This is a genomic window from Actinokineospora sp. UTMC 2448, from assembly GCF_024760565.1.
In the GTDB taxonomy this organism is placed as follows: domain Bacteria; phylum Actinomycetota; class Actinomycetes; order Mycobacteriales; family Pseudonocardiaceae; genus Actinokineospora; species Actinokineospora fastidiosa.
Genome location: NZ_CP031087.1, coordinates 5,864,824 through 5,886,291, shown reverse-complemented (window position 1 = coordinate 5,886,291; position 21,468 = coordinate 5,864,824). Strand labels below are relative to the sequence as shown.

Here is a 21,468-nt window from a genome sequence, read left to right as displayed (position 1 = left end):
GTATGCGCCGGTCGCAATATGGCTGCCGCTTCCGCAGCGTGATCGCGACTAACCGATCGGGGACGTTTGAATACACTCGAAGAGGGTGCTCGGCGATGGCTGCCGAAATGACCATCCCGGACTACTGTCGGGACAGCGGAGCTTTCGCCGAATGCGCGGGTCGCTCCCGGGACAAGGGAAATCACCACAGAATCCGAAGGAGCATGGTTGTGACCGCTAGCGTCCAGGACAGCCGCCTCAAGCGCCGTTTCGAGCTGTGGGACTCCAACGGCGACGGGACCATCGACAAGTCCGACTACGAGACCGAGGCCCGTCGCATCCTGCAGGCGTTCGGCGAGCAGGAGAACAACCCCAAGGGCCGGGCGCTGATGTCGGCCTACCTCGGCATGTGGGACAAGCTCGCCACCAAGGCCAAGGTCGGGCCGCAGGGCAAGATCACCATGGACCAGTTCCTGCAGGTCTCGGAGAAGGAGCTGGTGGAGGGCGGCGACGCGGGCTTCGACCGCAACCTGCGCCCCACCATCGAGGCCATCGTCGACATCTGCGACACCGACGGCGACGGCGAGGTCAACCAGCAGGAGTTCAAGCGCTGGATGCAGGCTGTCGGCGTCGACGCGATGCAGGCCGACAACGCCTTCGCGCAGCTGGACACCAACGGCAGCGGCGCGCTGTCCGTCGAGGAGCTCGTGGACGCGGTCCGGGCCTACCACCAGGGCACGTCCGACATCAACCTGCTGGGTCGCTGACCCGGCGCGGTTGACGCGGCGAGGGCCCCGGGGCGATCCCCCGGGGCCCTCGCCGTGCGCTAGCGGGTCAGCCGCAGCCGCGCCTCGTTGCGCAGGGCGCGGCCGAGGATGTCCGGCCGCAGCAGCTCGCGCGGGTGCTCGCGCATGTTGACCACGTCGAGGAACCGGCGCGCCACCACCGGGTCGGCCATCGCCGCGCGGTCGATCGCCGCGCCGACCGCCTGCATGACCCGGTGCCCGCGCGGCCGCTCGCCGCGCACGTGCGGGAGCCGGAAGTCGGCGACGACCGAGGTCTGCCACGCGGCGTCGACCAGCACGCGCAGCCGCTCGAAGTAGGCCTCCACCGAGGACCCCTCGGTCAGCCACGCGCTCATCGCCGAGACGTGCATGGCCGCGGACGGCACGCCCTGCCCGTACACGGGGTTGAACGACGCCACCGCGTCGCCCACCGACACCAGGCCTTCCGGCTGACCGTCCGCACGGTGGAAGTCGCGGCGCACGCTGTGCGGGAAGCGGTGCACGGCGACCGGCGTCGCGGGCGCGCACGTGCGCACCAGCGCGGCGAACGCGGGCGCGGGCTCGGCCAGGAGCCGCTCCCGGAACGCCTCGGCCGCGCGGCCCGGGCGGCGCTCGCCGTAGCCCGCGACGGTGCACAGCCAGCGGTCCGGCGACACGGCCGCCACGCAGCTCACGCCCGGGTCCGGCCAGGCTGCCGACCGCAGGGAGTGCACGGCGAGCAGGCCGTCGAGGCGCTGGCCGGGCGCGCGGTGGTACAGCGCGGTCGCGTAGCCGAGGTCCAGGTGCACGCGCCGCTTCGGCGCCGGGGTGACGCCCAGCCCGCGCAGCCACTCGCCCTGCCGCGTGCCGCGCCCGCTGGCGTCCACCACCAGGTCGGCGTCGCAGCGCCCGCCCGCCAGCACGACACCGGACACCCGATGGCGGTCGCCCGCGAGCCCGACCACGCGGTCGCGGACCAGCTTCACCCGAGGCAGGACGGCCCGGCGCACATGCCACTCCACCATCGGCCGGTGCACGGGCAGCAGCTCGTCATCCGGGATGACCGGGCGCATGCGGCCGTCCACGCACATCCGGCCGTCCGCTGTGGACAACGGGACCACGCCGTGCGCCGCCAGCTCGGCGGCCAGGTCCGGGAACCAGTGGTCGAGCAAGCCGCGGGCCAGCGCGTGCAGGATGTGGAACTGCTCGGCGTGCGGGGTGCCGGGCCGGGTGCCGGGTGCGTCCGGCAGGTCGTCCGGCTCGACGACGACGACCTCGTCGGCGTGCCCGAGCAGCGCCCGGGCGGCGAGCAGGCCTGCCATGCCCGCCCCGGCCACCACGGCCCGCCTCATCCGAACCGCACCGGCGACTCCGGGCTCAGCGCGATGTCCGAGCCGGTCACCGGGGACGCCCGGTGGATGAGGATGTTGTAGTGGTTGGGGAAGTGGCAGGCGTCGAAGCCGAGCACGGTGCCCACGTACGTGCCGCCGATGTGCACGGCGTCGCCCCGGTCGATGACGCCGCCTCGGTCGATCTCGGTGAAGCCCAGGAACCCCACCCGGTCGATGCGCCCGTCGGCGACGCCGTGATCGGTGGTCACCAGCTCGTGCACCTCGCCCCGCCGCACGCAGCGGCTGGCGAACTCCTCCAGCCGCATCCCCCGGTCATCCCGGCGGTGCACCAGCACCTTCACCAACGTGCCGGACACCGTCCGCTTCTCGCCGTCCTCGATCACTCCTGGCTCCTTCCGCCCGATACGCCGCGTCCACCAGCTCCAGGGCGGCCAGGCCCGCGGTGTCCGGGCCGCCGTCGTGCACGGCCAGGGCGAACGCGCGCAGCACCCCGGCGTACTCGTGCCACAGCGACTGCTTGAACCCGGCGAACCCGGCCAGCATGTCCGCGTGCCGCACCCCGCCGTCGGCGAGCCGGACCTCGATGTCCTTGGTCTCGCCCGGGTGCGACCAGTCCAGCTCGACCTCCGCGGTCGCCCCGCACTCGGCCGACAGCAGCAGCCGCGCCCACCGGTCGACGCCCAGCTCGTCCCTGCGGATGTCCACATCGGTCAGCTCGACCGGGCCGAGCAGCATCCGGACCAGGTCGAGGGCGTTCGGCCCGTTGTCGGCGACGCAGCCGCCGCCGCACCGCGCCGGGTCGAGGTACCACTGGTCGAGGCCCGCGTGCTCCTCGATGCGCTCCAGGTAGCGCACGCGCACCGAGTCGATGGCCCAGCGCGGCGGCAGCCCGAGCAGCAGGTCCCGGACGCGGGCGTTGTAGCGGCGGTGGAAGGAGGTGAACAGGACCGTGCCGCGCGCCTGGGCGAGCGCGACCAGCTCGCGCCCGTCGGCCAGGTCGATCGCCAGCGGCTTCTCCACGCACACCGGGATGCCCGCGTCGAGCAGGTCGCGGCAGACGGCGGCGTGCGCGTCGTTGGGCACGGTCACCACGACACCGTCCAGCCTGCCGTCGGCGATGAGGTCGCGGTGGTCGGCGTAGCAGCGCACCTCGCCGCGGAACGGGGCCAGCGCGGCGCGCCTTCGGTCGCACACCGCGGCCAGCCGCAGCGGCCCGTTGTCGCCGAGGGCGGCGAGGTAGAACCGGGAGATCACGCCGAGGCCGATGATCCCGACGCGCATCAGCGGACCTCCGGCATGGCCAGCCCGACGCGGTCGGCGACCTCGGCCAGCTCGGCGACCAGCGCCGCGGCCAGGGGGACGCCGTTGGCCTCGGCGTCCGCGGCGCGCTCGGCCTCGGGGCAGCCGGGGTAGGTGACCGGGCGGGCCGGGTCGGCGGGCGGGCAGTCCAGCAGGGCGCCGAACAGCGCGCCGGCGTCCCGGTGGAACGCCCCGGGCTCGCGCAGCGCGCCGGGCGCGATGGCGAGCAGCAGATAGCCGATGTCGTCGTCCGCGGCGGGACCGCCAGCCGGACCGCCCACCGGGCCGAGGCCAGCGCCGGGGACCAGGGCGGCCAGCACCTCGACCATCAGGCCGAGGCCGAATCCCTTGTACTGCCCGGGGCCGGGCGCGCCCAGCCAGCTCAGGTGGGCCTCGCCAGCGTCGAACCGGGACGGGTCGGTGACCGGGCGTCCGGCGTCGTCGGCCAGCCAGCCCGGCGGGACCGGCGCGCCCGCCCTGGCCGCGGCGCGAACGCGGCCGGTCGGCGCGGCGGTGGTGCTCATGTCCAGCAGGAACGGCGGGCGGTCGCCCGCGGGCGCGGCCACGGCCAGCGGGTTGGTGCCCAGCATCGGCGCGGACCCGTGCGGCGGGCGGGCGATGCGCTGGTGGCCGCAGTTGGCCGCGACCACCCCGACCATGCCGTGCCGCGCCGCCCGCAGCGCCGGGTGGCCCGCGCAGCCGAAGTGGGTGCCGCCGCGCACCGACACCATGCCGATCCCGTACTCCGCCGCGCGCCTGCACGCCAGGTCCATGGCCTCGCCCGCCAGCCACAGGCCGAGCGAGCGGGCCCCGTCGAGCAGCACGGCGGCGCCGCGGTCCGCGGCGACCTTCGGCTCGCCCGCCGGGTCGGCCCGCCCGGACTCCAGCAGCGGGAGGTAGATGCGGGTGAGGTTGGCCAGGCCGTGCGAGGTCATCCCGGTGATGTCGCCGTGGCACAGCGCCTCGGCCGCGGCGACCGCGCGCGCGGGCGGGACGCCGTGGGCGAGGAAGACGGCGGCGGTGAAGTCCAGCAGCGCGCCCACGGGCACGCGCACGCCGGTCGGGACCGGCGCGATGTCGAGATCGGTCAACAGGTCCTCCGGTCGGCGAACGCGCACAGCAGTCGGGACACCTGGGCGGCGAAGGCGTCCAGGTCGGCGAGCAGGGCGTGCTCGCCGGGGGCGTGGGCGCGGTTGGCGGCGAGGTCGCCGGGGCCGAGCACCGCGGTCGGGGAGCCGGACAGCCAGATGGCGTCGCAGGTGAACGCGCCGTCGCCGCGCGGGACGCCCGCCGCGGCCATCAGGTCGGCCACCGCGGGGCCCGCGTCGGTGAGCGTGGGCAGGCCGCGCTTGCGCCAGTGCAGCCGGGTGACCCGGCGCGCGTCGGCCGCCGTGCGGGCCAGCGCCCGGGAGCGGGCGTGCCGGGCGGCGAAGTCGGCCAGGGCATCGGCCAGGTGGGCCTCGACGGCGGCCGTGAGCGCCGCGCCCGCCTCCGCCGTCGCGTACGGCAGGTTGACCAGCAGCGTGCCCGTCCCGTACACCCGGTTGTGCGCGGTGCCGGTGTGCAGGCCCGCCACGCACACGTCGTCGAGCCGCTCGCCGAGCCACGCGGCGACGTGGCCGAGCAGGACGGTGGCGTTGTGGCCGTCGCCGGGGGAGTCGTCGATCGCGTCGTCGCCGTCGACGCGGATCTCGGCGGTCGCGGACGCGGTCGCGCGCGGCTGGTAGCGGCCGGACGTGGGCTCGCAGAAGACGTTGAGCGCGCCGACGTGCCCGGCCTCCACCAGCGGCCGGGTGCCGAACACGCCCATCGCGCCGCCCTCCTCGCCGGAGACGGCCTGCACGACGACGGCGACCTCGGCCCCGACCGCCTGCCGCCGCGCCGCGGCGTCCCGGATGCCCGCGAGCAGCGCCACCGCGGGCCCCTTGGCGTCGATCGCGCCCCGGCCCCGGAACACCGCGCCGTCGAAGGACACCGGCTCCACCCCGGCGACGGTGTCCAGGTGGACGTTGAACATCACCGTGCGCGCGACCGGCAGCGGCGGGCCGAGGCGCAGCACCAGGTTCGGCTGGCAGGCCAGGAAGTCCGCGCCCCGGCCGCGCACGGTCGACGGGACGTCCGGCCGGTCCAGCACCGCCGGGTCGGCGGGCGCGTGGTGCACGACGGTGAGCCCGGAGGCGTCGGCGTAGCGCTTCTGCGCCTCCCACAGCCGCACCGGGCCGTCGCTCTCCAGCGGTCCGGCGGTCGGCAGGGCGAGCAGGTCGAGCAGCAGGGCGTGGTCGGCGGCGGTGAGCACTCACGCCCCCGCCGGGCACGCGGCGAGCAGCGCCTCCAGGGCGATCCCGGCGGCGTGGAAGCCCGAGGCGTCGCCGGGCACGCCGTCGCGCTCGTGCGGGCGCAGGCTCAGGTGCGGCTCCAGCGACAGCGCCCCGGTGTAGCCGTGCGCGGCCAGCAGCGCCAGCGCCCCGGCCACGTCGGCCGCGCCGTCGCCGGGCAGCGTCCACACCGGCCCCGGCACGCCGTCCTTGACGTGCACGTGCCGCACGTGCGCCACGATCTCGGCCAGCAGGTCGACGCCGGAGTAGCCGTACGCGACGCCGTTGCCGGTGTCGAACAGCAGGCCGAGGCCGTCGCCGACCAGGGTCAGCATGCGCTCGGTGTCCGCGCCCGCCCAGCCCGCGCAGTTCTCGTGCAGCAGGACGAGGTCGGCCTGCCCGGCCCGGTCCGCCAGCTCGCGCAGCCGCCGCCGCACCCGCCGCTCCCACTCGGCCGGGGGCAGCCCGGCGTTCGGGTACGACATGACCCGCACGTAGCGCGTCCCCAGCAGCGCGCAGCGGCGGGCTAGCACCCGCAGCTCGTCGAGGTCGCGGCTGAAGTCGTCGGTGATCTCCGATGACCAGTCGCCGATGCGCGAGTCCACGCACACCACGTCCAGCCCGTGCCCGGCCACCGCGGCGGCCACGGCGTCGAACGCCGCGTCGTCGAGGTCGGCCAGCGCGGTCCCGTCCACGGTCCGCAGCTCGATCGCCGTCCAGCCCAGCCCGGTCACCGCGGCGATCTGCTCGGCGGCCGACGGGCCCGCCTCGTCGCCGATCCCGGCCAGCGTCCTCACCGGACCGCCCCGGCCCGCGCGCCCGCGAGGCGCTTGGCCTCGGCGATGAGCGAGACGACGGCCGCGCCCGCGGTCAGCTCGCCGAGCATCCGCGCGCCGTCGAAGTGCCGGTAGGCCCGCGCGACGAAAGCGGTCAGCGAGTCGTCGCGGAACACCGAGTGCGAGCGCCTGCCCGGCGCGGTGACCTCCAGCTGCGCGAACTCGTCCGCGGCGCTGACGGCGAAGTGCCCGACGGCCGTGCCGCCCTCGAACTCCACGGTCACGCGCCGCTCGCGGACCGGGGCCGTCAGCTCGGTGGTGATCTCCGTGCGCGCGCCGCCCTCGTGGGCCAGGCTCAGCCACGCCCCGCCGAGGCCGGGGAACACGGCCGAGCCCAGCAGCATGTCCGCGCAGCCCGCCCCGGTGACGGCGGCGGGCCCGGCCAGCCGCAGGGCCAGGGCCACCGAGTGCGGGGCCTCGACGTCGAACGCGCTCGGGTGGTCGTCGCCCGCCAGCGTGCGGGTGAACCGCGGCTTGGCCTGGCGCACCGCGATCGACAGCGGCCGCCCCAGCTCGGCGCGCAGGCCCATGAGCCTGCGGGTCAGCTCGCTGTGCCGCCACTGCGCGATCGGGACCACGTCGAGGCCGACCAGGTCGACCAGGTCCAGCAGCTCGATCAGCGCGGCCGGGTCGGCGGCCAGCGGCTTCTCCACCAGGAACCGCCGGAAGCCCAGCCCGGCCAGCGCCGTGATCGGCTCCACCCGCGCGGTCGGCGGCGTGCACAGGTGCACGACGCAGGTCGCCGGGTCGGTGAGCGCGGCGGCGTGCGGCAGGTCGCGCGCGGCGACCACGTCCGGTCCCGGCTGGACACTCCGAACGGGATCGAACACCACGATCGGGGGATCCTCGCGGCCGCGCAGCGCGCGGAGCACCGGGAGGTGCAGCCGCGTGCCCGCGTGGCCGAGGCCCACGACGAGCGTGCCCGGCATGCAGCGCCACCTCACCCTCGCCGACCACGGATTGAGAACGCCCCAAACCCTGGCCCCGACCAGGGGAGCTGTCAACGCGGGCCACACGACCGTGTGATCTTTGGATGTGTTGCCGCGCAAGCCATATCAGCCTGGCTAGCGTGGGGTGGCGGACCGGCGTCCGCCCGTCCCCCCGATCAGTCCGGAAAGGACACGCATGGAGCACGCCGCCGCGCTCACCCGCGCGCCAGCCGTGCCGGTACCGTTCTTCACCCAGGCCGCCACCCTCGACGCGGTGTGGCCGCTGGCCGAGGCGAACCTGGCCGAGGTCGTCGCCCGCGGCAAGTACTCCCACGGCCACATGGTCGAGCGGTTCGAGCGCGTGCTGGCCGAGCACATCGGCGCGGCGCACGTCGTGGGCGTCAACTCCGGCACCGACGCGCTGGTGCTGCTGCTGCGCGCGATCGGGCTGGAGCCCGGCGACGAGGTGATCGTCCCGGCGTTCAGCTTCATCGCCACCGCGTCCTCGGTCGTGCTGGCCGGGGGCAGGCCGGCCTTCGCCGACATCGGCCCGGACGACTACGCGATCGACCCGGCCGCGGCCGCCGACGCGGTCACCGACCACACGCGCGCGCTCATGCCCGTGCACCTGTTCCACCAGCTCGCCGACCTCGGCGCGCTGAGCGCGGTCGCCGACCGGTTCGCGCTGAGCCTGGTCGAGGACAGCGCCGAGGCCGTCGGCATGCGCTGGGACGGCCGCCACGCGGGCCTGCTGGGCAGCGGCGGGGTGCTGTCGTTCTTCCCCACCAAGACCCTCGGCGCCCTCGGCGACGCGGGCGCGGTGGTCACCGACGACGACCGGGTCGCCGACGCCGCGGCCGCGCTGCGCCACCACGGCCGGTTCGGCCGCACGCTCGCGCACTTCCCGGGCATCGCCAACGAGACGGTGCTGCCGGGGATCAACAGCAAGATGGACGACTTCCAGGCCGCGATCCTGCTGGCCAAGCTGACCCGGCTCGACGCGGACATCGCCCGCCGCGCCGAGCTGGCCCGCGCCTACACCGAGCGCCTGGCCGAGCGCCCCGGCGTGCTGCGGACGCCCACCGTCGTCGCGCGCGACGTGCCCACCGACCCGGTGTTCTACGTCTACCTGGTGGAGGTCGAGCGCCGCGACGAGCTGGCCGCGCACCTGGCGGCCCACGGCGTCGGCACCGAGACCTACTACCCCGTGCCGCTGCACCTGCAGCCGTGCTTCGCCGAACTGGGCTACCGCCCCGGCCAGTTCCCGGTCGCCGAGGCGGCCTGCGCGCACACGCTCGCCCTCCCGCTGTACCCGGACCTGCCCGACACCGCCGTCGACCGCGTCTGCGACCTCATCGGCGGCTTCTACGCGGGACGGGCGGACCTATGACCACGCTGCCGTTCTTCCCTCCTGACCTGTTCGACCACGACCGCGACCTGCTGCTGGAGACCGTGCGCCGGATCGGCACCGACCCGGCGCAGCGGTTCATCCTCGGCGAGCGCACCGCCGCCTTCGAGGCCGCGCTGCGCGAGCACACCGGGGCGGCCGACGTGATCGCCTGCGGCAGCGGCACCGGCGCGCTGATGCTGGTGCTGCGCGCGATGGACATCGGCCCCGGCGACGAGGTCGTGGTGCCCGCGCTGGGCTGCGCGCCGCTGGCCGCCTCCGTGGTCAACGTCGGCGCGACGCCGGTGTTCGCCGACGTCCACCCGTGGACGATGGTCGTCGAGCCCTACGAGGTCGAGACGGCGATCACCGAGCAGACCGCGGCGATCATGCCCGCGCACATGTTCTCGGTGATGGCCGACATGCCGACGCTGTCCGCGCTGGCCGAGCGGCACGGGGTGCGGCTGGTCGAGGACTCCGCGGTCGCCCAGGGCGGCGTGCTCGGCGGGCTGCCCGCGGGCCGGTGGGGCGACGCGGGCGTGTATTCCTTCGTCCAGGTCAAGACGTTCGGCACGATCGGCGAGGGCGGCGCGGTCGTCACCGACGACGCCGCGCTCGGCCAGCTGGTGCGCATGCTGCGCAACCACGGCCAGGACGGCCGCACCCGGTTCGTGCACCACGCGATCGGCTACAACAGCCGCTTCGACGAGATCATCGCCGACTACCAGCTGCACCGGCTGTCCGGCCTGGCCGAGCGGCTGGAGCGGCGGGCGCGGATCGCCGAGTACTACACCGAGCGCTTCGCCGACCTCGCCGACCGCGGCATCCAGGCCCCGCCCCCCGGGCGCGACGGCCGCTGCTACTACGTGTACTGCCTGCTCGCCGAGCGCCGCGAGGACCTGCGGCGGCACCTGGCGCACCGGGGCGTCGGCACGCACGTCTACTACCCGACGCCGCTGCCCGCGCAGCCCGCGTTCGCCCAGTACGCGCGCAGCAGGCGGTTCTGGCCGCACGCCGAGCTCGCGGGCGCCCGCATGCTCGCGCTGCCCATCTACCCGCATCTGACAGACGCCCAGGTCGAGCACATCGCCGACAGCGTCTGCGCGTTCTGAGGAGGGCGCCATGAGCATCGCGGTCCCCGCGCCCACCCGGCTCGGCGCGTTCGCCCGGCTGGCCAAGCTCGACGTCTGGGACTACTACCTGGCCGTGCCCCTGGCCTGGGCCCTGTGTGGGCCGCCCGCGTGGGGCTCGACCGACGTGCTGGTCACGCTCGGGCTGTTCCTGCTCGGCACGGTCGGCGTGGTCGCGGGCGCGGTCGCCTTCGACGACGTCACCGGCTTCCGCGACGGCAGCGACGCGGCCAACTACGGGCCCGACGCGCCCGCGCGGCGGCTGGCCCGCAAGCCCCTGCTGACCGGCGAGCTGACCGAGCGCGAGGCCATCGTGTTCGGCTGGTGCGCCACGCTGTTCGGCACGCTGGTGTGGACGTGGACGGCGGCGTTCGCGCCGTTCCGGCCGCTGTGGGTGCTGCTGCTCCTCGCGGCGTGCCTGATCTCCGCCGTGCAGTACTCGTGGGGGCTCAAGATCAGCTACCGGGGCTGGCAGGAGGTGTTCCTCGCCGGGTTCGGCATCGGGCTCGTGCTCGCCGCCGTCGGCCTGTGCACCGGGGAGATGAGCGCGTTCACCCTGGTGCAGGCCATCCTCTTCGGACTCGGCCCGCTGCTGTTCGGGGTGTACTCCAACACCCGCGACGCGGTGGGCGACGCGCGGGTGGGCAGGCCCACCGCCGCGGTGCTGCTGAGCACGCGGGGCAACATCGCGTTCATCGCCGCGCTGTCGGTGGGCGAGATCGCGCTGATCGTGCTGTCGTCCGGGCTGGGCGCGGCGCCGTGGTGGTTCGCCCCGGCCATGCTGCCCGCGATGGGGCTGCGGGTGGCGCAGCTGCACCGCGGTCTGGGCCTCGGCGACGTGCTGGGCGCGCGGCTGATCGGGCTGCACGCGCACCGCACGACCGTCGCGCTGCTCATCGTGGTCAACCTGTTCACGCCCGCGCTGGGCGGCTGGTCGTGAGCCCCGACCTCGACGTCGCCGTCGTCGGCGCGGGCATCGCCGGGCTGACCGTCGCCCACCGGCTGCGCCGCGCGGGCCGCGAGGTGCGCGTCTTCGAGTCCGCCGAGCACGTGGGCGGGCGGATGTGCACCCTGCGCCGCGACGGGTACACGGTGGACACCGGGGCGGAGATGATCGGCACGCACGGCTATCCGGCGACCTGGCGGCTGCTCGGCGAGCTGGGGATGTCCGATGTGGACGCGCCGCTGATCGGCGCGGGCCTCGCGATGTGGCGGGAGGGCCGGGCGCACCCGGACGTCGGCGACCCGAGGGGCCTGCGCACCGGGGCCGGGCTGTCGGTGGGCGCGCGGGTCGCGCTGGGCAGGCTGCTGACCGGGCTGCGGCTGCGCGGCAGGCGGTTCGACCCCGACCACCCGGAGGCGACGCCGCTGCGCGCGCAGACCGTCGCGGACCTGCTCCGCCGCCACCCCCGCGACCTGCACGACTACCTGTTCGCCCCGATCGCGTCCGGGTTCTACGGCTGGGACACCACGCTGGCGTGCGCGGGCCCGCTGCTGGCGCACCTGAACGCCGTCGGGCCGACCAGCACGTTCCGCACCTACCGCGGCGGCATGGACACCCCCGCCCGCCTGCTGGCCGAACGGCTCGACGTGACGGTGGGGACGCCGGTGGAGTCGGTGGCCGCGCTGTCGGGCGGGGCCCGGCTGCGGATCGGCGACGCCGACGTCACCGCCCGGCAGGTGGTGCTGGCGGTGCCCGCGCCGGTCGCCGCCGCGCTGGACCCGGCAGTGCCCGCCTACGTGCGCGCGGTCCCGTACCGGCCGATGGTGAAGGTCGCCTGCCTGCTCGACACCCCCGTCCTGCCGGTCGAGGGCACGTTCGGGCTGTTCGTGCCGCCGGTGGAGAACCCGATGTTCGCCGGGCTGGTGGTCGACGAGCGCAGGCATCCCGACCGGGTGCCGCCCGGCCGCGGCCTGGTGACGCTGGTCGCCGGGCCGGGGGCGGCCGCCGAGCTGGCCGCCGGGCCGCCGGAGCGGGCGGTCGAGGTGCTGACCGCGGAGGCCGACCGGTACCTGCCCGGGCTGCGCTGCCGGGACACGGTCGTCTCGCAGTTCCGGCACGGGCTGCCGATGCCGACCCCGGCCGCGCTGGCCGCGCGCCCGGACTTCGTGCGGCGGCCGCCGTCCCCGGTGGAGTACGCGGGCGACTGGTACGCGCTGCGCCCGTCCAGCGAGGGCGCGGTCCGCTCCGCGGAGCTGGTGGCCGCGCGCGTGCTGGACCGCAGGCCGACCCTGGCGGTGAGCGGTGGCTGAGACCGCGTACTGCTTCGACACCGGGTTCGACCGCGAGGCCGAGCGCCTGGCGCTGGGCGAGGCGCTGTGGGACCCGGGCACGGTCGCCCGGCTGGCGCCGCTGGTCGGACCGGGCGCCCGCTGCCTTGAGGTGGGCGCCGGGCACGGGTCGGTGGCCCGCTGGATGGTCGCGCGCGGCGCCGAGGTCACCGCCGTCGACCGCGACGTGTCGCATTTGGACGTGCCCGGCGGGAGGGTCGTGGCGGCGGACATCCGCGACGGGCTTCCCGGGGGCGGGTACGACGTGGTGCACGCGCGGCTGCTGGTGCAGCACCTGGCGAACCGGCTGGACGCGGTGCGGCGGATGGCGGACGCCCTGCGGCCCGGCGGCCACCTCGTGCTGGAGGACACCGACACGGCCGCGCTGTTCAGCCATGCCGACGGCCCGTTCCACGACGAGGTCAAGCGGGCCGCGTACGCGGTGATGCGGGCGTCGGGGTACCACCCGAGGTGCGGGCTGCTCGACGTCGAGCTGGCCGAGGCGGCCGGGCTGGCCGACGTGCGCGCCGACGCCCGCGCCGAGGTCGTCCGGGGCGGCTCGGCGGGCGGGCGGTGGTTCGCGCTGTGGCTGGAGCACCTGCGCCCCCGGCTGACCGGGGTGGAGCCCGGCGACGTCGACCGCGCGGTGGCCGACCTGCTCGACCCGCGGCACACGTGGCTGTCGCAGGTGATGGTGACCGTCATCGGGCGGAAGGTGGAGCCGTGAAGCCGTCGGACCTGGGCACGCTGTTCGAGGACCTGGTCGACCGGGGGGTGCGCACGGTCGCCGAGCTGGACCGGCCGCTGGACATCGCGCCGGACTTCGGCACGACGTACACCATGGCGGACCTGGCGGGCCTGGTGCGCAACGCGGCGGGCTGGCTGCACGCCGCGGGCGTCGGGCCCGGCGACCGGGTGGCGGTGGTCAAGGAGAACCACTGGGACTACGTGCTGCTGGCCGCCGCCGCGGCCCGGCTGGGCGCGGTGCCCGCGCTGCTGTCGGACCACCTGCCACCGCAGACGCTGCAGGTGCTGCTCAAGCGGCTGGACCCGGCGCTGCTGGTGACCTCGACCGGCGTGCTGGACAACGCGCGCGACGACGAGACCGACCTGATGGGGTTCGGCAGGCGGACGCTGGTGCTGGACGGGCGCTACCCGGGCGCGATCGACCTGGCCGCGCTGCGCGGGACGCGTCCGCCGGGTTTCGTCCGCCGGGCCCCGGACGCGCCGCTGATCATCAACCACACGTCGGGGACGACGGGCACGCCGAAGCTGGTGCTGCACACCGCGGAGACGCTGATCCACCAGCTGGCCGCGCGCGAGGCGCAGCGGGTGCCGGTGCTGTCGAGCCGGTCCTGCGACACGGTCGCCTCGGCGATCGCGTACTGCCACGGGCGCGCGGTGCCGTGGACGATGAGCGTGCTGTGGCTGGCGCCGGAGAAGGTGGTGGTGATCGGGTCGGGGTCGCCGGAGGCGCTGTTCACCCACCGTCCGACCACTGTGGAGGCGCTGCCGTCGGTGTACGTGCGGTGGCAGGGGCTGACGCGGGTGCCGGGCAACCCGTTCGAGGATGTGCGGCTGTACGTGAGCACGTTCGACGCGATGCACCCGCCGACGGTCCGGGCGTTCCTGGGGGCGTCGCGGCGGCGTCATCCGCTGTGGGTCCAGGTGTGGGGGCAGACGGAGACGGGGCCGATGACGTTCCGGTTCCTGACCCGGCGCTCGGTGGCTTCGCGGGCCGACCGCCATCCGACGACGCGCAACCTGGGGCGTCCGGTGCCGGGACGGACGCGGCTGAAGGTGGTGGACCCCCGGACGTTCCAGGAGGTGCCCGCCGGTCGCCCGGGTCTGGTGCTGGTGCGCACCTCGGCGCGGTGCGTGGACTACGTGGGCGAGTCGGAGCGCTACACGGCCAAGCTCTCGGGCGGGTGGTGGAACTCCGGCGACGTGGGCGTGCGCACGCGGACGGGGTCGTACCTGCTGCTGGACCGGGAGGTCGACGTGATCCCGGGGCAGAGCTGCGTGGAGCTGGAGGACGTGATCGAGGACCGCGTGCCGTCGGTGGTGGAGTGCGTGGTGCTGGGGACGCCGGGCCAGCTGCCGGTCCCGGTGGTGGTGACGACGACCGGCGCCCTGGACCCCGCCGAGTGGACCGCCGCGGTCCGCGACCTGCCCGCGCTGGCCGACCCGGTGGTCTTCACCTGGGACCGCGTGCCGCGGACGGGAACGGGCAAGGTGCGGCGCATGGAACTGCGCGCCCTGCTGCACCGGGGCCCGGCGACCTTCGGCACGGGCCACTGGACCTGACCGGCCGGTGGCGGAGAGGGCAGGATTCGAACCTGCGCGGGCCTGTGGCCCTTCCTGCGAGCAGGAACCCGTTGAGCCGCTCCGGGCACCTCTCCTGGTGGGGGTGTTGCGCGGAGAGGGCAGGATTCGAACCTGCGCGGGCCTGTGGCCCTTCCTGCGAGCAGGAACCCGTTGAGCCGCTCCGGGCACCTCTCCTGGTGGGGGTGTTGCGCGGAGAGGGCAGGATTCGAACCTGCGCGGGCCTGTGGCCCTTCCTGTGAACAGGAACCCGATAAGCCGCTCCGGGCACCTCTCCTGGTCTTGCCTTGCTGGAACCAACTATGCCGACAAGACCTGACGGACCCCTGACTAATCCATGACCTCCAGCCGCAGCGTGTCCAGCGGGTACAGGACCTTCCCGGTGACCTCCTCGCCGAAGCTCTCGCTGTCGGCGCGGGTCCAGGTGCGGCCGCCCTCCGCCTCGACGAAGGCGTAGGAGACCTTGGCGCGGACCTCGGTCTCCACCTGCTCGGTGAGCTCCTGGGTGCTGCTCGCCGACATCTCGATCTCCTGGACCATCTGGACCGCGTTGACGGCCAGGACCCGCTTGTCGCCGAGGTTGTAGTAGCAGTCGCCGGTCAGGCGGTCGCCGTCGTCGTTGACCGCCTCGACCAGCACCCGGCCGGAGCGGGGGACGACGATGCCGTCGCAGGTGAACGGGCCGTACCGGGTGTCGCAGTGAGCGGTCTCGTCCGGCTCGGACTTCTTGCCGTCGTCGCCGATGAACTTGACCGTCGGGTCGTAGCTGTGCTCGAGGTAGCTGGCGCCGCGCTCGTCCGTGGTGTGCATGGCGAGGCTGAAGTCGACGGTGACGGTGCCCAGCTCGGGGTCGTCGCGGACCGGGCCCTCCTGCACCTCGATGGTCATCTCCTTCTGGTCCAGGCTCTGCGAGGAGTTGTTGATCTCCATCGTGATGTACGCGTACGCCTGGACCCGGCCGCGCTCCAGCGTGTCGGCGGGCAGGGTGAACCGCACCTCCTCGCTGGCCGCCAGGTCGATCTCGTGGTTGGCGAACTCCGACCCCAGCACCATCGTCAGCGTCGCCCGGCCGGACTGCTCCAGGCCGAGGTTGCGCACCTGGACCTCCAGCACGCCGCCCGCGGTGTCGAACGCCTCGCCGCGCGGGGGCGTCATGCCCTCGACCGCGCCCGCCTCGAACTCGAAGACGGTGATCTCCAGCTCCGGCGGCTGGACGTACCCGCCCGCCGCGCCCGCGCCGTTCACGGTGAACTCGGCGCGCTCCTGGCCGAGCACCTGGGACATCCCGTCCACCTCGGCGTACACCATCACGTCCAGCGGGTGCGTCCCCGCGGGCAGCGCGCCCACGACGAACTGCGCCCACTGCTTCTCCCCGGCGCCGACGCTGAGGCCCACGGCCTCGGTGCGGTTGGCGACGGAGAAGTTGACACCGACCGTGATCGGCTCGCCGTCGTCGTTGCTGATCTGGGCGAACACCTGCACCTCGGTGTGCTCGTCCAGCACGCCGGACGTGCCGTCCGCGCGCCCCGCCCCGACCTGGTGCACTGTCACCGATGCCATCGCGTCATCCCTTCGCAGACTTGCCGCCATCGTGTCCGCGCCCGCGCGGGCCGGTCGATGCCCGACGGGGCAGTCAGCGGGGCTGAGTTCGGCGACTACCGTCGCAGGTGTGTTCACCGCCTACGGCGCGTCGCACGGGGTGGTCATCGCCCTCTTCGTCGCGGGGGCGGCCGCCCTGGTGCTCGCCGGGCGCAGCCGCCCGTCGCGGGTCGCCGAGCGGGCGGCGGCGGTCGGCACGGCGGCCCTGTTCGTGGCCATGGTGGTCTACCTGAACGTCCCCGGCCGGTTCGACCCCGCGCACACGCTGCCGCTGCAGCTGTCGGACCTGGTGACGGTCTCGGCGATCTGCGCGCTGTGGTCGCGGGCGCAGTGGGCGTTCGCGCTGACCTACTACTGGGGTCTCGTGCTGAGCACGCAGGCGCTGGTCTCGCCCGCCCTGCGCGGGCCCGACTTCCCGAGCGCGGAGTTCCTGGTGTTCTGGGGCCTGCACCTGCTCGTGGTGTGGGTGGCGGTCTACCAGACCTGGGGCCTGGGCATGCGTCCCACGTGGCGCGACTACCGCACGGCGGTCGCGGTGAGCCTCGCCTGGGCGGCCGTCGCGCTGACGGCCAACGCGGCGACCGGCGGCAACTACGGCTTCCTCAGCCGCAAGCCCGAGGTCGACTCGCTGCTCGACCTGCTCGGCCCGTGGCCGTGGTACCTCATTCCGGAGACCGCGCTGGTCCTGGGCGTCTGGGCGCTGATGACCTGGCCGTGGACGCGGCGGCGCTGATCAGCGGTCCCGGTGCACCAGGTGGTGCGCCAGCCCGGCCAGCTCGGCGTACCCGCGCGGCGGCAGGTCGGCCCGGCGCAGGTCCTCCAAGGCGGCTGCCAGCAGGTCGTCGGCCTGGCGCAGGCAGTGCGCCCGGCCGCCCGCCCGCTCCACCAGCTCGGCGGCGCGCACCACGTCGGCGGCGGAGAGCGCGCGCGGCGCGTGGTACAGCGCGGCCAGCTCGCGGCCCGCCGGGGTGCCCGAGGCCAGGGCGGCCAGGACGGGCAGGGTCTTCTTGCGCCGGTCCAGGTCGGCGTACACCGGCTTGCCGGTCACGTCCGGGTCGCCCCAGATGCCCAGCACGTCGTCGACGAGCTGGTAGGCCAGCCCCAGCCGCTCGCCGAAGCGGCGCAGCCCGGGCGCGCCGAGCACGACCGCGGCCGTGATCAGAGCGCCCGTCTTGCGCTCCGCGGTGCGCAGCCCCTCGGCCAGCGTGACGTCGGTCCGGCGCTCGAAGGACAGGTCGGCGGCCTGGCCGTCCTGGCAGGCCGTCACCGCCGCGGTCAGCAGCCGGACGGCGGCGGCGTCCGGGGCGATGACGTCGTAGGCCAGCGCCAGCAGGGCGTCGCCCGCCAGCATCGCCGCGCCGCGGCCGAACACCGCCCACGCGGCGGGCCTGCCGCGCCGGGCGCGGTCGCCGTCGACGATGTCGTCGTGCAGCCGGGTGTAGTTGTGCGCCAGCTCGATGGCGACCGCGGCGGGCACGGCGTCCGCGCCGACCGCGGCCGCGGCGGCCAGGGTGAGCGCGGGCCGCACGCCCTTGCCGCCGTCGGCGGTCCTCGGCTGCCCGTGCTCGTCCCACCAGCCCAGGTGGTACCCGGCGACGTGACGCGTGGACGACGGCAGCGCGTCCACCGCGGCGCGCAGCCCGGGATCGATGACCGCCCGCGCGTGCGCCAGCAGGTCGGGGGCGCCCCGGTGGCCGCAGACAAGATCGAGTACGGACACCGCGTCCCCCAGGTCCCGGCCCACAATGTCTACTGTGGACTGCAAGCGTGGCTGATCGGCGATGACGCTAACACCGGGCCGCCCGCGCGGTGCGGTGAGCGCGGGGCAACCACCCGAACCGGTGGTCAGCCCGGGAGCCAGCGGTCCAGCGCGGTGTGCACGCGCGGATGCGACCAGTACGTCATGTGGTCGACGCCGTGCGCGCTCTCGAACACCTCGGGCTCGGCGAGCGGGAACGCGGCGGCGCCGTTGGCCGAGTGCACGCCCTCGGTCGGGACCACCAGGTCGTTGGGCGCGGCGCCGAAGACCGCGTCCATCAGCCCGTCGCGCAGCCCGCGCGCCATCGGCGACCCGGGCGGCGGCTCGTAGTCCGCGGTGATGCCGTGGTAGGTCGCGGTGACCGGGCCGCACGCGTTGAGCTTGGCCAGGAACTCCCCGGACGGGTTCATCGACATGAGGCCGTCCAGGCCGCGGAACGCGCCGACGGCGAGTTGCTTGAGGACGGTCAGCACCATGTCGATCAGATCGGTGACGCCGTTGTCCGGCACCAGCTGCAGCCAGTTCGTCAGCCGGTCCATCCAGGACGCCAGGTGCTCGGGGTCGGCCAGCGCGGTGCCCGCGTTGGGCGTGCCGACCATCACCAGCGTGCGCACGGCGAAGCGGTCGGGGGTCAGGCCGAGCTCGCCGCCCAGCTCGCACAGCGCCCGGCCGACCAGGCCGCCGCGGGAGTGCGCGACCACGTCCAGCCGCAGCCCCGCGGCCGGGGGCACCATCGACACCAGCGCGCGGGCGTTGGCCAGCGGGTCCACCGACAGCGTGTGGTGGTCGTAGGCGACCACGCGCCCGCCGTAGCGGGTGTGGAGGTCGCCGAGCAGGGACGTCGGCAGCCCGGCGAACCCGGTGCGGGTCGTGCTTCCCGTGCCGTGCAGGAACAACAGCGCCGGGCCCTCGGCCAACGCCGACCAGTCGGGCACGCCCGCGGTGACGCCGACCAGCCCCTCGGGCCGGTTGCGCTCCTCCCACCGCCGCACGAAGAAGTCGCCCACGCGCCCGAGCACCGGGTCGATGAGCGGGAACACCAGCACCTTGAGCAGCTTCGAGCCGACCGCGCCGAGCAGGCCGCGCTCCCCGGGCTCCGACGGCGGCGCCGCCGTGACGGGGATCGTGTACGTCCTGCGGTCCTCGCCGCGGTCGGTCGCCTCCTCCGCCGCCTCGGGCAGGTGCCAGCGCAGCACGCCGTCCTCGTCGGCGGCGAGCACCAGCTGGCCGAGGCCGGTGCCCGGGCCGGGCACCTCCACGACCAGCTCGCCGGAGTTCGGCGTGGTGACCTCGACGGTCAGCTGGGTGTCGTAGTCGGCGCGGTCCAGGGCCTCGGCCAGCAGCGGCCGGTCGTGGCCGCGCAGGCCGGGCGACCCCGGCGGGTGCACCGCGACCTCGCCGGTCATGCCCGGCGCCGTCACCACGACGTCGCCGACGCGCACGGGCGCGCCATCGGGTCGCAGCCGCTCAGCCATGCGTGCTCTCCGTTCGCTCCATCGCCAGCCGGGGGTGGCCGAAGAACTGGTAGGCCAGCGCGGTCGCGGGCCTGCCGTCCCTGGTGTGCCGGGAGACCCGCGAGCGCCAGCGGCGCAGGACCTCCGCGGGCGGCACGCCGGAGTAGGCCAGCCGGTAGAACTCGTCCGCCGCGGCCGACGCCGACTCGTCGTGGACGTTCCACAGCGGCGCGACGACGCCCGCGGCCCCGGCGGCCAGGAACGCCCGCGCCAGCCCGGAGTAGTCGCCGAGCACCTCGCCGCCCGCGCCGACCTGGCAGGCGTTGAGGAACACGAACGGCCTGCCGGTGAAGTCCAGCGCGGCCACCTGGTCCGGGTGCAGGAACCGGTGCCGGGTCCGCCCGCCGGACTCGGCCAGCAGCACCAGTCCCTCCTGGACGGACTCCGGGTCGTAGCGGCCGTGCAGGGCGAAGTGCAGCACGTCGGCGCGCGGGCCCGCGTCCAGCGCGTCCAGCACCGCCGAGTGCAGCGGGCCGATCTCCTCGCACGGCGGGTAGCGCTCGGCCAGGCGGGCAGCCTCGGCCTCGGCGTGCGGCAGCCGCGCCCAGCCGGGCACGCCCTCGTACCGGGCGGTGACCACCGCGTGCGAGCCCGCTCGGACCCGGACCGGCGGGGTCGGCGCGGGCCTGCCCCTGGCCAGCACCCAGCGGCCGACCGCTGCCGTCGCGCCGAGGAACGGCGAGCCGTCCTCCGCGCCGTCGATCACCGCCAACTCCCACGGCACGTACGGTTCGGTGCTCAGCAGCAGCACGGTCGGCACCCCGACCCGTCGGCGCACCGCGCGGACCGCGTCGGCGACGGGCTCCGGGATCAGCTCGCCGATGCGCCTGCCGACGCCGATCAGCCGCAGCGCCGCGCCCCGCGCGTCGTCGCCGTAGCCGCCGATGTCGATGCGCAGGGCGCGGGCGAAGGCCGCCGGGTCGTCGCCGAGGTCGCAGCGGAACGGGCCCGCGTCCGGGGCCACCCCGGGCAGCGGCGAGCGCACCGACCACAGCAGGGTCTGCCCGCGCACGTCCTCGCCGCGCTCCACGACGACCACCAGCTCGGGCCGGTCGGCGTCGAGCAGCGGGCGGATGTCGAGCACCCGGCCGTCGAACAGCGGCACCGTCCCGGACGGCGTCGCGGCGACCTCGATCTCCCGGGAGGCGAAGCCGCGCAGCCCGCCGCCGTGGTGGTACGCGGCGCCGATGTGCCTGCGGGCGCGCAGGTCCGGACCGTCGATGGCGGTCATCCGCAGGTCGACGTGGCGCTGGTCCGGGTAGTCGACGGTGATCGGGTTGGCCCAGCCGACGGGGGTGAACGCGGCGGGGTCGTAGACGACCACGATCTCCAGCCGCACCGAGCCGAGCGGCAGCGGGATGGCGCCGGTGCCCAGCAGCGCCGGGTCGCGGCGGTCGGTCAGGCCGACGCGCAGGGTGAACGTCTCGCCGCCGGACACCGACGCGGGCGCGCGCAGCAGCGGCCACGCCTCCTCCGCGGGCGCGGCGCCGACGTGGCCCTTGGGTTTGTCGTCGACGAGCCGATCACGGTCGGACCTGGGCCTGCCGCCGGTCTTGGTGTACGGGCGGTCCAGCGGCGGGGACTCGTCGCCCATCCAGTCGTGGTCGCCCGCGCCGTACCCGCCGGGCGGTGTCCGGACGCCGCCCCAGTCAACCTGCCCGGGGCCAGCGGGTGCCCGCTCGGTCAGCGCGGTGTGCAGCAGGACGGCGGCGCTGGTCATGAGGTGCTCGTCCCAGAGCAGGTCGCGCAGCGCGGAGAGCAGGTCGGCCTCGGCGCAGTCCAGCAGTTCCGGCGGAACCTCCGTGGGCAGGGCGCCCCGCTCCAGCCAGGCGCGGGCCAGCCTGCGCAGCCGCCACACGGCCCGACCGCGCGCGGTGGCGCGCTCGGCGAGGAAGTGGCGGGCGTACACCAGCCCGGCGGGATCGCCGAGCCAGGCCACGAGCCGGACCCGCTCCCACGCGCTCAGCACCGTCCTGTCACCCCCCTCGCGCCGCCATGCAAGGCTGTCA

Annotated in this window: 19 protein-coding genes and 3 tRNA genes; 8 read left to right on the top strand and 14 right to left on the bottom strand. The window is 75.2% G+C overall.

Annotation, left to right across the window (positions count from 1 at the left end):
- Positions 1–209: 209 nt before the first annotated feature.
- Positions 210–746: an EF-hand domain-containing protein gene (locus Actkin_RS26825; protein ID WP_189209929.1), complete on the top strand. Its 537-nt coding sequence runs from the start codon at positions 210–212 to the stop codon at positions 744–746.
- A 59-nt stretch (positions 747–805) separates the two neighbouring features.
- Here Actkin_RS26825 and Actkin_RS26820 read toward each other — a convergent pair whose 3' ends face one another.
- Genes Actkin_RS26820 through Actkin_RS26790 form a run of 7 tightly spaced genes read right to left on the bottom strand, consistent with a single transcriptional unit; the run spans position 806 to position 7,474 of the window.
- A complete protein-coding gene (locus Actkin_RS26820) occupies positions 806–2,095 on the bottom strand; it encodes an FAD-dependent oxidoreductase (protein ID WP_258904704.1) in 1,290 nt (429 codons plus the stop codon).
- A complete protein-coding gene (locus Actkin_RS26815) occupies positions 2,092–2,478 on the bottom strand; it encodes a DUF6917 domain-containing protein (protein WP_258904703.1) in 387 nt (128 codons plus the stop codon). Before Actkin_RS26815 ends, Actkin_RS26820 begins: the two co-directional genes overlap by 4 nt.
- On the bottom strand, positions 2,408–3,376 hold the full coding sequence (locus Actkin_RS26810) for a Gfo/Idh/MocA family protein (RefSeq protein WP_258904702.1): 969 nt from the start codon (positions 3,374–3,376) through the stop codon (positions 2,408–2,410). The genes Actkin_RS26815 and Actkin_RS26810 overlap by 71 nt, the downstream gene beginning before the upstream one ends.
- A complete protein-coding gene (locus Actkin_RS26805) occupies positions 3,376–4,485 on the bottom strand; it encodes an Ldh family oxidoreductase (protein WP_258904701.1) in 1,110 nt (369 codons plus the stop codon). The genes Actkin_RS26810 and Actkin_RS26805 overlap by 1 nt, the downstream gene beginning before the upstream one ends.
- Positions 4,482–5,690: a M20/M25/M40 family metallo-hydrolase gene (locus Actkin_RS26800; RefSeq protein ID WP_258904700.1), complete on the bottom strand. Its 1,209-nt coding sequence runs from the start codon at positions 5,688–5,690 to the stop codon at positions 4,482–4,484. The genes Actkin_RS26805 and Actkin_RS26800 overlap by 4 nt, the downstream gene beginning before the upstream one ends.
- A complete protein-coding gene (locus Actkin_RS26795) occupies positions 5,691–6,506 on the bottom strand; it encodes a sugar phosphate isomerase/epimerase family protein (RefSeq protein ID WP_258904699.1) in 816 nt (271 codons plus the stop codon).
- Positions 6,503–7,474, bottom strand: coding sequence for a Gfo/Idh/MocA family oxidoreductase (locus Actkin_RS26790; protein WP_258904698.1), 972 nt, complete (start codon positions 7,472–7,474; stop codon positions 6,503–6,505). Before Actkin_RS26790 ends, Actkin_RS26795 begins: the two co-directional genes overlap by 4 nt.
- Positions 7,475–7,670: 196 nt before the next feature.
- On the opposite strand from Actkin_RS26790, the gene Actkin_RS26785 reads away from it, so the two are divergent.
- From Actkin_RS26785 to Actkin_RS26760, 6 genes are read left to right on the top strand one after another with little or no spacing between them, the layout of a single operon-like run.
- A complete protein-coding gene (locus tag Actkin_RS26785) occupies positions 7,671–8,864 on the top strand; it encodes a DegT/DnrJ/EryC1/StrS family aminotransferase (protein ID WP_258904697.1) in 1,194 nt (397 codons plus the stop codon).
- Positions 8,861–9,973 carry a DegT/DnrJ/EryC1/StrS family aminotransferase gene (locus Actkin_RS26780; protein WP_189209938.1) on the top strand — a complete coding sequence of 371 codons (1,113 nt, stop codon included), beginning with the start codon at positions 8,861–8,863 and terminating at the stop codon, positions 9,971–9,973. Before Actkin_RS26785 ends, Actkin_RS26780 begins: the two co-directional genes overlap by 4 nt.
- Positions 9,974–9,983: 10 nt before the next feature.
- Complete coding sequence (locus Actkin_RS26775) at positions 9,984–10,931, top strand: UbiA family prenyltransferase (RefSeq protein ID WP_258904696.1); 948 nt, start codon at positions 9,984–9,986, stop codon at positions 10,929–10,931.
- Entirely contained in the window at positions 10,928–12,244 is a 1,317-nt protein-coding gene (locus Actkin_RS26770) for a protoporphyrinogen/coproporphyrinogen oxidase (protein ID WP_258904693.1), read from the top strand. The genes Actkin_RS26775 and Actkin_RS26770 overlap by 4 nt, the downstream gene beginning before the upstream one ends.
- Positions 12,237–12,989 carry a class I SAM-dependent methyltransferase gene (locus Actkin_RS26765; protein WP_189209941.1) on the top strand — a complete coding sequence of 251 codons (753 nt, stop codon included), beginning with the start codon at positions 12,237–12,239 and terminating at the stop codon, positions 12,987–12,989. Before Actkin_RS26770 ends, Actkin_RS26765 begins: the two co-directional genes overlap by 8 nt.
- Positions 12,986–14,569: a class I adenylate-forming enzyme family protein gene (locus tag Actkin_RS26760; RefSeq protein ID WP_258904692.1), complete on the top strand. Its 1,584-nt coding sequence runs from the start codon at positions 12,986–12,988 to the stop codon at positions 14,567–14,569. The genes Actkin_RS26765 and Actkin_RS26760 overlap by 4 nt, the downstream gene beginning before the upstream one ends.
- Positions 14,570–14,577: 8 nt before the next feature.
- On the opposite strand, the gene Actkin_RS26755 is transcribed toward Actkin_RS26760, so the two are convergent.
- The 4 genes from Actkin_RS26755 to Actkin_RS26740 all read right to left on the bottom strand — a co-directional run bounded on the left by Actkin_RS26755 (position 14,578) and on the right by Actkin_RS26740 (position 16,147).
- Positions 14,578–14,664, bottom strand: a tRNA-OTHER gene (locus Actkin_RS26755).
- Between the two features lie 16 nt (positions 14,665–14,680).
- A tRNA-OTHER gene (locus tag Actkin_RS26750) sits at positions 14,681–14,764 on the bottom strand.
- Between the two features lie 16 nt (positions 14,765–14,780).
- Positions 14,781–14,864, bottom strand: a tRNA-OTHER gene (locus Actkin_RS26745).
- 53 nt (positions 14,865–14,917) lie between these two features.
- Positions 14,918–16,147 (bottom strand): hypothetical protein, encoded by a 1,230-nt coding sequence (locus Actkin_RS26740; protein WP_258904691.1) that lies wholly within the window; start codon positions 16,145–16,147, stop codon positions 14,918–14,920.
- Positions 16,148–16,256: 109 nt separating this feature from the next.
- Between Actkin_RS26740 and Actkin_RS26735 the strand changes: the two genes are divergently transcribed.
- Positions 16,257–16,919, top strand: a complete 663-nt coding sequence (locus tag Actkin_RS26735; RefSeq protein ID WP_258904690.1) for a YwaF family protein — start codon at positions 16,257–16,259, stop codon at positions 16,917–16,919.
- On the opposite strand, the gene Actkin_RS26730 is transcribed toward Actkin_RS26735, so the two are convergent.
- From Actkin_RS26730 to Actkin_RS26720, 3 genes are all read right to left on the bottom strand, one after another.
- On the bottom strand, positions 16,920–17,906 hold the full coding sequence (locus Actkin_RS26730) for a polyprenyl synthetase family protein (protein WP_258907994.1): 987 nt from the start codon (positions 17,904–17,906) through the stop codon (positions 16,920–16,922).
- A gap of 125 nt (positions 17,907–18,031) precedes the next feature.
- On the bottom strand, positions 18,032–19,420 hold the full coding sequence (locus Actkin_RS26725) for an esterase/lipase family protein (protein ID WP_258904689.1): 1,389 nt from the start codon (positions 19,418–19,420) through the stop codon (positions 18,032–18,034).
- On the bottom strand, positions 19,413–21,428 hold the full coding sequence (locus Actkin_RS26720) for a CHAT domain-containing protein (protein WP_258904688.1): 2,016 nt from the start codon (positions 21,426–21,428) through the stop codon (positions 19,413–19,415). The genes Actkin_RS26725 and Actkin_RS26720 overlap by 8 nt, the downstream gene beginning before the upstream one ends.
- Positions 21,429–21,468 lie beyond the last annotated feature (40 nt).

Excerpts from the sequence above, each read along its gene's own strand:
- Actkin_RS26820 (WP_258904704.1), bottom strand. The coding sequence starts at position 2,095 with ATGAGGCGGGCCGTGGTGGCCGGGGCGGGCATGGCAGGCCTGCTCGCC.
- Actkin_RS26810 (WP_258904702.1), bottom strand. The coding sequence starts at position 3,376 with ATGCGCGTCGGGATCATCGGCCTCGGCGTGATCTCCCGGTTCTACCTC.
- Actkin_RS26790 (WP_258904698.1), bottom strand. The coding sequence starts at position 7,474 with ATGCCGGGCACGCTCGTCGTGGGCCTCGGCCACGCGGGCACGCGGCTG.
- Actkin_RS26785 (WP_258904697.1), top strand. The coding sequence starts at position 7,671 with ATGGAGCACGCCGCCGCGCTCACCCGCGCGCCAGCCGTGCCGGTACCG.
- Actkin_RS26780 (WP_189209938.1), top strand. The coding sequence starts at position 8,861 with ATGACCACGCTGCCGTTCTTCCCTCCTGACCTGTTCGACCACGACCGC.
- Actkin_RS26775 (WP_258904696.1), top strand. The coding sequence starts at position 9,984 with ATGAGCATCGCGGTCCCCGCGCCCACCCGGCTCGGCGCGTTCGCCCGG.
- Actkin_RS26740 (WP_258904691.1), bottom strand. The coding sequence starts at position 16,147 with ATGGCATCGGTGACAGTGCACCAGGTCGGGGCGGGGCGCGCGGACGGC.
- Actkin_RS26725 (WP_258904689.1), bottom strand. The coding sequence starts at position 19,420 with ATGGCTGAGCGGCTGCGACCCGATGGCGCGCCCGTGCGCGTCGGCGAC.